Consider the following 12502-nt stretch of genomic DNA (forward strand, 5'->3'; position numbering starts at 1 on the left):
AAAAAAAGACCGCGGCTGTTGCAAGCCACGGTCCTTCATAATCCAATTGTCGTTATACGATCTTATACCTCACACGACGGAAGAAGGCGTGGCACAGTACGGCATCGCCGGATACCCGGTTAAGGGAAACGGTTGCCGGAACGTATGCTCTCATGGTCATCAAACTGTGCCTCCTTCGTAGTAAATGTACCTGTTGCTAAGGAATTATAGCATAATGGGGGAGAAATTCAAATATTAAACTCTAAGATTTCCTAAAGTGGTTCTTAAATTTGATAACCTTATTCACACGATGACTAAATAATCCGTCTCTTGTCGATGAATTTATGTCTAAAGTAATCCAAAGATCAAGGCGGTTATCAAACGTTTCCGATGACTGTATAGACAATTCTGTTCAGGTTGGTCTAATCAAAAAGGTCTCGATCATCTAAATGACTGGTCAAGAAGCTCTTTGTTGTTTTCGATCACATTGTCTGTGAATGGATCACCGGGAAAGAGAAGAATCTCGCCCTTCCCGTAAACATGCCTGCCTGACTCTCCCCGAAGAACGGAAAGTCCATCGAACACGATCCCGTCGAGTTCAACTGCATCACTAGTAATGGCTTTTTCATAGGTTGCATAAATTTCCATCTCTTCCAAGAGCTTATTGTAGGAAGAGATAATTTCATTGCTGATTTCATCTCCTGTGCCTGTTATAATCAGTCTGCCACCGTTCATAATAAATTCCTTTATGATATTCGATTGCTGAGGCATTAGTATTTTCAGACGATCAAAACTCCCACCTGCTCCAGGAAGTGGAAGTAGAAGGACATCTATAGTATCGAGTTCACCAACTTTGAAGATCCTATCTGCAGTGGAAACCCTGTTGCCCATTTCTTCGAGTAGCATCTTCAGTTTTTCTCGCTCGTCACTTGCGTAATTGATGTGACTCCTATCCACCAGAACATTGAGAGAGGCAGAACTTCTTATCTCTAACCAGGTGCTAGAGTACGGAACTGAATCAAGAAGGAAAAGTATCCTTGCATCATGTTCTTCTGCGGTCCTTTCGAGATGAACTATCTTCGATTCGAATCCCTCCAGCGTCACAATCTCTTCGTGGATAATCCCTTCTAGATTCTCTATCTGAAGCAAAGAAGAAGCTTCTTCAGAGGAAAGGTTTGAGATCTGGAATGAAAGAGTCACTCTTTCTCCGGGCTTGACACTTTCCGGAAATGCGGCTGAATTATAGAGGTGAATAGGGCAAGATCTTTCTACCCAAATCGGAGAAGAAACTGCTTCCTCGCCGTCATGGCCTCTTGCGTATACGAAAAAGTACTGAAATCCAACTTCAATATTTGTTGCCATCTCAATATAGAACTCGTGACTGTCTACAAGAAAATTTGCAATAACCCCGTCATTCGAGTAGATTTGGACAATTTCCAAAGGATCATCCGCGGTATCACGTATAAGTATTCTAAGTTCAACTCTATCGGCATCACGTACTATGTCTCCCATGAATGCTTCCTCGGTTGAAAAATGAATCTCAATGTTCCTGTCTTCCGTCGCGTATGTTCTTCTCTTCTTAAATGCTTCCAGTATCGATATTTCGCTCAGATCGGTTGCGAAGACGGCTGTTCTGGAGTCATTTGCACCTCCCCAATTAGGTTTGTGGTTATCCTGACCAAGGGTCGTACCAAGATGCCATCCTTTACGAAGTGCTTCCCGATATGCACTGAACATCTCTTCGACAATTGTATCGTTTTCCCACCAGCTTCCATTGCCTACTTCTATAAGATTCATATAGAGATCGGCTTCCGGGGAATACTGAAATTCCTTGAAGTTGTCACCGAAATCTCTCACTGGATGATTGAATTGACCGACGGCATCATGCTCGATTATCCAGTCATAGAGCTGCCAGAGATCGGATTTGACTCTATCGGTCCAATCACTTGTGCCGTAAACGTTGATGTGTCCTGTTCCTGTCGCCGTCCATTCGAACCCCACAAATGATAGGAAGTCTTCAGATGTTGCTTCAATAGCCGCCTCTATTGTTGCAGCTAGTTTGTTCCTGCCATCAGGAAGATCTTGAGCGAAATAATAGGCATGATCGGTTATTGCTAGAAAGTCGAGGTCCGGGACTTCCTTGGCGTAGGAATAAGCCTCTTCCGGAATTCCTGAGCCATCCGAGTAAGAAGTATGGGAGTGGGGGTTCCCGAAGTAAAGGTTGAGATTGCCGCCAACTGAGGCGACAGATGATAGGAGAAGCAGCGCCACCAATACAAACCTTTTCATCAAATCACCCTTTCACAATCAACGTTTTTTATGTAAGATCACTGAAGCTCAGGAGAATCAACACATCTTGTTTTTCCTATCTAGATAGGATATCAGTCTCCAATCTCTTCTTCGTTTTCGATTTTACCTAAGTATAATCTGCTTTGAAGCATCTTTGAGAAGTCTGTCCATCTGCTTTCTTTTGAAGCAGAAAAAGCATGGCTTTCAAAATTGTCAAGCCTTGAATCAATATTGTCACAAAGCCATATCAGTATTGCTTCTCGGGTTTTCGGTGTTACCGGTGAACCGAACTGCAGTTCCCCGTGATGGCTCAACACTATGTGCATTAGCTTTCTTCTGGTTTCCTCCGGAAAGCCGCTAATTTTGGAGACTTCTAATTCGATCAACCTGGCGCCAATAGCTATATGTTCTTCTAGATAACCATCATCGGAATAATCAAACTTGAAAGATTCCGTTATGTAGGTCCTTGTCTTTCCAATGTCGTGCAGAAAACCTCCTGCAATGATTAGATCTCTGTCAATGTTTGGTCTGGAGTTTGACGCTTCTCTTAAAGCCAGTGCATATCTAACAACAGAGAGACTGTGTTCCGCCAAACCACCGATTCTGGCATGATGATAGACTTTTGCTGCAGGCGCTTCAAAGAAGTCAGGGCAAACCCCATCATCAGAAACCATCCGCTTTACAAGAGTGTTCAGATACTTATCTTTGATCGACTCTACAAGTTCCAGAACTTCGGATTTTATCTTTTCTAAGTCTTCAACAATTGGAAGCAGCTGGGTTATCGAGCCTGAGCTGTAGCTTTCCATTTCACTTATTGAGAAGAGCTTCCTGATTTTTATGCTCAATCCAAACCTGTTATCTATAAGGTAGTCTGCAAGACCTATCCAGCCCTCAACCGGTTCCAAACAGCCCTGTTCACTGATCCATGCCTTTGCTTCAGTTCTACACTTAGAATCCCCTACGAGACAGTCATAGTATGGGCCTCTGCTTCCCTCTATCCTCTTTGAACTGAATATGAAGAAGAAACCTTGCTTTGAATTAACATAGTTTTCGACCCTGTCGAGCGCAGAGTTGTATTCTCTGAGGATTTCGGAAAGCACGGGATAACTTCCACTTTTTCCATCAATCATCGTGTCTTGCTCCTTTTGCAACATTTAAAACTCTCTGAAACGAGTTTCATAGTACCGGTAGTCAGAAACAGACTAGCCTGCATCTTTTCTTGATGCAGACTTCATCAGCAGTTTTATCATTATAAAGAAGGCAACAGTAGCAAGAAACATTGTCGGATAGCCCTCAACAAAGATCATTATGCTTTTGGAAACGGCTTCATTCATCACTTAACTCCTTTCATCCAAGAAAAAGTGCCAGAACAATGCTACCGGCCAGTACAGAACCTATCTGACCTGCAACGTTTGCTCCGGTTGCATACATTATGAGAAAGTTGTTCGGATCTTCATCCAGTCCCATACGGTGAACAACTCTGGCAGACATCGGGAAAGCAGAAATTCCTGCAGCACCTATCATGGGGTTTATCTTCTGCTTTCTGAAAACGTTCAAGATCTTGGCGAAAACAACTCCGCCCATCGTATCCAATACAAAAGCGACAAGCCCCATAAAGAGAATCAACAAGGTTCTTGAATTAAGAAATGCTTCTGCAGTCATAGTTGAGCCAATGGTAATCCCAAGAAAGAGAGTGATAATGTTTGACAGTTCGTTTTGAGCGGCATTACTCAACTTGTTTAGTACGCCGGACTCTCTTATAAGATTACCAAACATCAGCATCCCTATCAGCGCTACACTTACAGGTGCAATAATTCCCGCTAACAGAGTCACTAGGATCGGGAAAAGTACCCTCACGTATTTGGGAACCTTCTCGGTCCTGTTGTCCATTCGGATCCTTCTCTCTTCCTTAGTGGTCAGCAGTTTTATTATTGGTGGTTGCACAACTGGAACGAGAGCCATATATGAATAGGCGGCGACTGAAATCGGTCCCAACATGTGGATTGCCAGTCTACTTGCGACATAAATAGACGTTGGACCATCGGCTGTACCTATTATCCCTATAGAAATCGCTTCCCTTATGTCAAATCCCAGTAACGCTGCCACAATAATGGTCAAGAAGATCCCAAGCTGAGCAGCCGCTCCGTAAAAGAACATAACGGGTTTCTGTAATAGAGGTCCAAAGTCTATCATGGCTCCGATCCCGATGAATATTAGGCTGGGAAAAGTTCATTCGCAATCCCGGCCTCGTAAAGAATAGTGAGCACACCATGCTCTCCAATAGCCGATGACCCAGGAATATTTGTAAGAATAGCTCCAAACCCGATAGGAAGAAGCAACATTGGCTCATATTCCTTCTTTATTGCTAAGTAGATCAGGATTGCTCCTATTGCAAACATTACTAGATTCCCTAAAGGAATAGAAAAGTTCGATAGTAGATTCACTGGTGATGCCTCCCGAATTGTATTTCAAAGTTTCACATTCGACTTTTGTGTGAAAGGAAGCGGATTGCCCCTTTTTCAAATACAATATTAATACATACGGAAAGCTTTTGATCGGGTCGAAAAGTCTTTGTGACTAATTTTCTGAAAAGCAAACAATCACTGCTCAATTCTTTGAGTTGTGGTAGGATTTGTCAGTTGAGGTTGATCTCAAGGAGGCGGTCGCTTTGAGGGCAGTATTTCCTGAGGGTTTTCTCTGGGGTGTAGCAACGGCTTCCTATCAAATTGAAGGAGCTGATTTTGAGGATGGAAAGGGGCCATCGATTTGGACTGATTTCTCTCACAGACCCGGCAAAGTAAATTCCGGAGACAATGGTGACGTTGCTTGCGATCATTATCACCGGTTCTCCGAAGATATTGAGCTAATGAAGCAACTTGGTGTTAATTCATATCGATTCTCAATATCCTGGTCGAGGGTGCTCCCCGAAGGTCGAGGAAAGATAAACCGTAAGGGTTCGGATTTTTACAACAAACTTATCGATAGACTTCTGGAAGTTGGGATACAACCCATGGTCACACTGTATCACTGGGATCTTCCTCTTGAGTTGCATAGGAAAATAGATGGCTGGGAGAGCCGAGATATGAGACATTATTTCGGCGATTACTCCAGCTTGGTGTTCAGCGAATTTGGGGACAGGGTAAAACACTGGATCACGCTGAACGAACCTTATTGTTCCTCTCATGTAAGCTATCTCTGGGGTGAACATGCCCCGGGCAAGAGAGATCTGAAAACTTCACTTACCGTGGCTCACAACCTGTTACTCTCTCATGGAGAGGCTGTGAGACGTTTTAGGGAAGTCGTCAAAGATGGGACTATTGGTCTTGCTAATGTCTCAATTTTCGTCGAACCGGCCACCGATAGCAAAGAAGACAGATGGGCTGCAAGAATTCGAGATCAGTTCATTAACGGATGGTTCTTTGAGACACCCATAACAGGTGAGTATCCTTCTGAACTCTTCAAGAGATTCAACGATGCAGGAGTACAACCGCTCATCGAAGACGGTGACATGGATTTAATATCGACGCCATTTGATTTTTGGGGTGTAAACTACTACACAAGAAACGTGGTAAGAAAGGAAGAATCAAGTATTCTAGGTAGTGAGGTTATTCAAGGTGAACTTGCTAAGACAGAAATGGGATGGGAAGTCTACCCCGAGGGGCTTGAAGCTTTTCTTTACAAGACATTCAAAGAATACGGAAAAAAACCAATATACATTACCGAGAATGGCATGGCGTGCAAGGACAAGTTGACTGATGGCTTTGTTGAAGATTTTGAAAGGATTGACTATATGAAGAGGCATTTCTCTTCCGCTCTCAGTGCTTTGAAGGCAGGAGTAGATCTGAGGGGTTTTTATGTCTGGTCGCTGCTGGATAATTTCGAATGGTCTTATGGCTATTCGAAAAGGTTCGGATTAGTGTATGTTGACTACGAAAAAGGTCTTAAACGTATCCCCAAGCGCAGCTATTACTATTACAGAGACTTCCTCGAACGGGATTGAGAAAGCTCTCTTCTAAGAAAAATACTGCCGGGTTCCATTTGTGGTTTTCATTGTGAGCCCTGCTGAACGAAGAAAAGATACCAAAGGTCTTATAAAGAACTGTGAAAGAGTTTGTTTGATAGGAGGTTTTGAAATGATCGGAGTTGTCGTGGATTCAGGATGTGATCTTCCTGATGAGGTTAAAGCAAAAGACAATGTAAGGGAAGTGCCACTGAAGATAGTCCTGGATGGTAAGGAATATCGGGACAATATTGATATTTCCACTTCTGATCTTCTTGAGTACATGGAAAACAAGTTTCCGAAGACATCGCTTCCAAGACCGCCCGAAATCGGGGAAGCTTTCGAAAGCCTTTATGAAAAGGGATACAACGAGATCCTCTTCATAGGGATTTCAAGTGGCCTGAGTGGCACACTTGATCAGGTTAAGTCTTATGTTCGCGATTTTTCAGAAAAGCATGGCGATTCGAAAATTGAAGTAGTGGATTCAAAGAATATTTCAATTGGATCTGGTCTTCTGGCAATGAAAGCAATTGAGCTGATCAAAAGTGGGGAGTCTTTTGAAGGAGTCGTCAAAGACATTCTGGGTTCTGTCAGGAAAGCGAAGGTTTTCTTCTGCATACCCGTACTGAAATATCTAAGAGCAGGAGGGCGAATAGGAAAGGTTACCGCCACCATCGGTGATATTCTTGATCTGAAGCCCGTAATTACTGTCGGAGAAGGCGGTGTTTATCACAGCGTTTCTAAAGAAAGAGGTATGAAGAGAGCTGTGAAAAGCTCCGTCGAGAAACTGATTCATTTCATCGACGGCAATAGGGTGCTGAACATTGCGGCTTATACTTCTGACAAGAGTGAGAAAACCATGGAGCTTTTCAGGATGGCGGTTTCAGAGATTAAAGCCGCTGGACTTAGCCATATAATAACCGGACAGATATCTCAATCTCTTGTTTGTCATACAGGTCCCGGTCTGATCGGAGTTGCTGCGATCTTGGAGTAAAAAAAAAGCCGCCGGAGTGGCGGCTTAAAAATCGGGATATTCCAGGGGGTTTCTCATGCCTTGTCCGTCATCCATAACATGGGGGGTAATGGTGAACAAGCATATTGTTGCTAAGTTGTTTTGTCTTTTTTAATGACCGGTTGAGCTTTGGGGTGCAAGGGTTTCTTATCTATTTGATATAATTCTACCCAAAACTATCGGGTTTGTCAATATACTGGATCATAATTATCGGTTTTTCTTTGTAAACATTCGGTAAAGTCAAAATCCATATTGTGTAGGACGAACTGTGATCCGATGATTTAGTTATATATTTTGTTTAGCTTTCCTTGAAGATTGCAATTATTGGTGGTAGAGACATTTAGTGCTCTACTCAGCCGGAGATGTATCTATTGGACAGGAACAGTCAAACTAGAATTCTATCGGTTTTTGAGGGTGCCATTTACAATGGGTTCTTCTTAATTACTCAGGGATTCCTTGGGACGGGGCTTGCTCTTGAATTTGGGGCGTCCGAACCAGTTATTGCTTTGATTGGAGTTCTCCCTTCAGTTTCACAATTAATTCAACTCATTGCTCCTTTTATATTAAGACTGGTTGGAAACAGAAAGAAAGCAATGATGATATGTGCGTCTGCGGGGAGACTATCGACGGCGTTTATTCCAGTAACACTCGCATTAGGAATAAACAAACAGTCACTTTTACTGGTAATTCTTGCATTCTTTTCATTTGCAGCAAGTTTGGCAGGGAATTTCTGGGTATCAATTATCAGGGATGTTGTTCCGCCAGATAAATCGGCAAGGTTCTTCAGCCTGAGAAACGTTATATTCACAATAACAAATATGTTGATAACGCTTCTTTATTCTTTCATTCTTGACCATTCATCTGGAAAAACGGGTTTTGTGATAATAACCACTATGGGGGCAGTCAGTGCGTTGGTCAGCCTTGTTCTACTGGGTCTTCACAACGATCCTCCACACGAGATAAGCTATGGAAGTGGCCTTTTTAAGGCTGTTACAAGAGATAAGAAATTCATGACCTATCTCCGTTTCTATTCCTTCTGGAGCTTTTCAATTGCGATTGCTTCACCCTTCTTTGCCTATCATGAGCTGGTGAATATGGAACTGGATTATTCGTTTCTCAGTTTACTTAACATCTTCAGCTCAACTCTTACGATGGTGTTTTATCTTTTGTGGGGGAGGATAGCTGATAGAATTGGAGGACAGGCGGTATTGGAATTCGGCATCTTCGGTGCATTTTTAAAGACATTTCTCTGGTTGTTCATGGACAGGGGAACGGTCTATTTACTTTACGTAGATACTTTTATTGGTACCGCTTCGTGGAGCGCAATAAATCTTTGTCTTTTCACTACAATGCTCGAATTACTAAATGGGGTTGATGCGGAAACTTACTATGCGTTGCTTTCTTTTTCGAATGGGGCTTCCGCTCTTGCTGGTTCACTCGTTGGAGGGGTTCTTGCTTTTTATCTTAACAAGTTTACCTGGACACTCGGTGGACATACGTTTTTTGGCATTCAGATTTTGTTCCTAGTTACTCTGGTCTTGAGAGGTGTTTCTTTTCTGCTATTGAAGAGAGTAAAGACGAAGAAAGTCGTATCAGTACCTGGAATGGTTTTCAATTCGGCAGTTGTCATAGCTAATCGACTTGCAGCGAGGCCGAGAGAGTTTATTGAAGTGATGATAGAGAAGAACAAATCAAGAAGAAGGAGTGATAATAGTGATTGAGAAATTGATTGAGCGATTTCTGAGATATATATCGATTGAAACCACTTCAAGCTTTGAAACTAAGACTTTCCCGTCTACAACTGGTCAGCTAGATCTTGCCAGAACTCTCAAGGAGGACATGGAATCTATAGGATTGTCTGAAGTTACTATTGACGATTTTGGTTATGTGATGGGGACCCTGCCCTCAAACCTTGAAACGAAACTACCCGTGATTGGATTTATCTCCCATATGGATACGAGCCCGGAAATGAGCGGAAAAGATGTAAGACCTTCAATTGTTAAATATCAGGGAGGGAAGTTGCTCCTTAACAAGAAAGATAACCTCTATATTGATCCTCATCTGTATCCAGAAATTGAAAGATATGTTGGAGAAGATCTGATTGTTACTGACGGAACTACTTTGCTTGGAGCGGATGACAAGGCAGGAATTGCAGAGATTTTAACCGCGATGGAATTTATAATTTCGAATCCCCGGATTAAACACGGCAAGATAAGAGTAGCCTTTACACCGGACGAGGAGATCGGGAGAGGAACTAATCATTTCAGCATAGAAGAATTCGGAGCCGATTACGCGTACACAGTAGATGGGGGAGGCATTGGAGAACTGCAGTACGAGACTTTCAACGCTGCCAACACTGAGGTTGTGATTAAAGGACTGAATATCCATCCTGGAAGCGCGAAAGATAAGATGAAAAACTCAATGCTCATTGCATGTGAATTCAACGGAATGCTGCCCTCAAATGAAATACCTGCCACTACTTGCGGGAGAGAGGGATTCTTCCACTTAATCAGTGTTCAAGGTTCTGTAGAAGAAACAATACTAAAATACATCATTAGAGATCATTCTAGGGAGAAGTTTTCAAGAAAAAAGACGATGATTTCCGAAGTAGCGGCTTTATTGAACTACAAATATGGAGAAAATACGGTCACGTTTTGTACTGAAGACTCTTATTACAATATGAAAGAGAAGATAGAGGAAGTGTATTTTGTTGTTGAGACCGCGAAAAGGGCAATGGAGAGTCTTTCAATTGAACCGAAAATAGAACCTGTGCGAGGGGGAACTGATGGTGCGCGTCTTTCTTTTGTGGGACTTCCTACACCCAATCTCTTCACAGGAGGGCACAATTTTCACGGAAGATTCGAGTACATACCAATAAGATCTATGGAAAAGTCGGTTCAGGTAATTACGAAGATAGTAGAGTTGTTCTCTGAGGAGGCAACCTTTGAAAGTTAGGACTCTTTTATGGAAGTTCAAAGTCTGGAGACGAAGATTTGAAGTTAAAGAACGATCACCTTAACCCAGTATAACTCTACAGCTTTTTTTGGTAAGAGTCACACCCCAATATAGAGATTTATGTTCAAAGACGTTAGATTTGCTTTGATTCGCACGATCTTTGTAGATTATGCGAACATTCGTGGTTCTTAGTTCAAGGAGTCTTGTAAGTAAGGCTCTACAGATTTTCTGGGATCTCTTGGAGGTGAAAGATGTCTACTAGTTCCAGATTTGTGAGAGAAAGAATTGGAAGAGATAACCCTCTCTTTTCAATGAGCCGTGTAACGATAGAAACAGCTTTCTACGGAAATAACGTAGTACCGGTCGTTTCGCCCAGTGAGGCCTACAAGCTCGCGAAGAACTCGGCAGGTACGATAGTCACTGACCTTCCAGTTTATAAACCCGAAAAAGCCGGTCTTGATTCAGATTCAAAAGTTCTTCTCTTCAATGACGGCGCCGTGACTGGAAGATGTGCCTCGGCGAGGCGAATAGTGGGAGAGCCAGGAGTAAACGAAACAGAATACGGAGCGAAGTTGCGAGAAGCAGTCTACAAAACAAGAAACAGGAAGATGTACCATGCCCAGGCGTATATAGGGCTCGATAGAGATTTCATGGTAAAGGCACATCTTCTGGTTCCTGAAACCCACGAGAACCTGATTTATAATTGGTTGTTAAATTTCCAGCCGATAAACGAATTCTACAACGAAATGTATGAGTCCTCAGAAAGGTGTGAAAACGAGGGCGATATTTTTGTGTTTTCCGACCCGGAATGGCATCATCCAGATCATCCATTGGGGCTTTCATTCTTCGATCCGGAACACAATTGCGCCGCAATTCTCGGAATGAGATACTTCGGTGAATTCAAAAAAGGAACGCTTACCCTTGCGTGGGGATGTGCCAACAGGCATGGTTTTGCTGCTTGTCATGGTGGTCAGAAAAGGTACAATCTCCAGGACAGAAAATTTGTTGTGGGTTTCTTTGGACTGTCCGGTTCCGGAAAGTCAACGCTTACTCATGCTAAGCACAACGGAAAGTATGATGTTACAGTGTTGCACGATGATGCCTTCGTGATTTCATCTTCCGATGGATCTTCCGTAGCACTGGAACCCTCGTATTTCGACAAGACGTCCGACTATCCTCTAAATAGTGAAGACAACAAGTTCCTTCTTTCTGTTCAGAACGTTGGTGCGACCCAGGACGACGAAGGACGAATTGTTATTGTGACGGAGGACATTAGAAACGGAAACGGAAGGGCAATCAAGTCAAAAATCTGGTCTCCAAATAGAGTAGACAAATTCGATGAACCAGTAGAAGCCATCATCTGGTTGATGAAAGACCCATCAATTCCTCCGGTAGTGAAAGTCAACGATCCTGTTCTCGCATCTGTTATGGGCGCGACTCTTGCTACAAAAAGGACCTCGCTGAACGCCTGGCACCAGGAGTTGATCCCAATGCGCTGGTAATAGAGCCCTACGCGAATCCATTCAGAACCTATCCGCTTTCTGACGATTTTAATCGTTTTCTTGAATTGTTTACTCACAGAGGGATTAACTGTTATATTTTCAATACCGGGCATTTTGGCGAGAAGAAGGTTCCCAAGGAACTCACCCTTCAAATCCTCGAGTCTATAGTAGAGAACCGAGCAGAGTTCTTGCCGTGGGAACCATTCGAGGAACTCGAGATAATGTTTATTGAAGGTTTTTTGCCTGATCTTTCTGATGAGAGCTACAAGAAGCTTCTGAGGGAGAGACTCGTTGACAGGTACAACTTCCTTCGGTCTAGAGAAGTTGAAAGAGGTGGCTTCGATAGACTTCCCCAGGAGGCAGTCGAATCGATTTCGTCCTTGATGAAAATCGTAGAGTAGTTTTGGTTTTATCATGGGGCCGCCTTTGGCGGCCTTTTCATTTGTTTATTCAATCTTAGTTTACAATAAAAAAGGATTCCTGACTGGCGTCAGGAATCGAAGGGGGAATTGCTACGAAACGAGGAGTTGTCCGGATTGCGGCTAACTTTACCGTATAAACGAGTGCATTGTGAATACACTGTAACCGAAGTTAACCGTTAACCTTTCAAACTTATTATACAATTTATTCTCAAAGAAATCAAATCGTCTCTATTATGTAAATGGAGGCGACAATTGCATGGTTCATCAGTCGGTGTCTCAGTTAGCCTTAATTTAACGTATTGCGCAGTTGGCTAACAAGCCCGGGAAATACTGGGCTCATAGA

The 12502-nt window shown here is 42.9% G+C and carries 7 protein-coding genes and 2 pseudogenes; 5 read left to right on the top strand and 4 right to left on the bottom strand.

Features of this window, described 5'->3' with window-relative positions:
* Window positions 1-420: 420 nt before the first annotated feature.
* The 4 genes and pseudogenes from BG32_RS02185 to BG32_RS02195 all read right to left on the bottom strand — a co-directional run bounded on the left by BG32_RS02185 (window position 421) and on the right by BG32_RS02195 (window position 4667).
* Window positions 421-2268 carry a CehA/McbA family metallohydrolase gene (locus tag BG32_RS02185; RefSeq protein ID WP_099771225.1) on the bottom strand — a complete coding sequence of 616 codons (1848 nt, stop codon included), beginning with the start codon at window positions 2266-2268 and terminating at the stop codon, window positions 421-423.
* Window positions 2269-2360: 92 nt separating this feature from the next.
* Window positions 2361-3398 (bottom strand): 3'-5' exoribonuclease YhaM family protein, encoded by a 1038-nt coding sequence (locus tag BG32_RS02190; protein ID WP_099771302.1) that lies wholly within the window; start codon window positions 3396-3398, stop codon window positions 2361-2363.
* Window positions 3399-3470: 72 nt separating this feature from the next.
* Complete coding sequence (locus tag BG32_RS16035) at window positions 3471-3602, bottom strand: hypothetical protein (protein WP_014731466.1); 132 nt, start codon at window positions 3600-3602, stop codon at window positions 3471-3473.
* 13 nt (window positions 3603-3615) lie between these two features.
* A pseudogene (locus tag BG32_RS02195) lies at window positions 3616-4667 on the bottom strand (sodium ion-translocating decarboxylase subunit beta).
* Between the two features lie 269 nt (window positions 4668-4936).
* On the opposite strand from BG32_RS02195, the gene BG32_RS02200 reads away from it, so the two are divergent.
* From BG32_RS02200 to BG32_RS02220, 5 genes and pseudogenes are all read left to right on the top strand, one after another.
* On the top strand, window positions 4937-6268 hold the full coding sequence (locus BG32_RS02200) for a GH1 family beta-glucosidase (protein ID WP_099771303.1): 1332 nt from the start codon (window positions 4937-4939) through the stop codon (window positions 6266-6268).
* Window positions 6269-6401: 133 nt separating this feature from the next.
* Entirely contained in the window at window positions 6402-7262 is an 861-nt protein-coding gene (locus BG32_RS02205) for a DegV family protein (protein WP_099771227.1), read from the top strand.
* 380 nt (window positions 7263-7642) lie between these two features.
* The gene (locus tag BG32_RS02210) at window positions 7643-9001 is read left to right on the top strand and encodes an MFS transporter (protein ID WP_257211838.1); all 1359 of its coding nucleotides are present in this window, start codon (window positions 7643-7645) and stop codon (window positions 8999-9001) included.
* Window positions 8997-10235, top strand: a complete 1239-nt coding sequence (gene pepT, locus BG32_RS02215) for a peptidase T (protein WP_099771304.1) — start codon at window positions 8997-8999, stop codon at window positions 10233-10235. The genes BG32_RS02210 and pepT overlap by 5 nt, the downstream gene beginning before the upstream one ends.
* 251 nt (window positions 10236-10486) lie before the next feature.
* Window positions 10487-12138, top strand: a pseudogene (locus BG32_RS02220) (phosphoenolpyruvate carboxykinase (ATP)).
* The last annotated feature ends 364 nt before the right edge of the window (window positions 12139-12502 follow it).

Source organism: Mesotoga sp. HF07.pep.5.2.highcov (genome assembly GCF_003666285.1).
Lineage (GTDB): Bacteria > Thermotogota > Thermotogae > Petrotogales > Kosmotogaceae > Mesotoga > Mesotoga prima.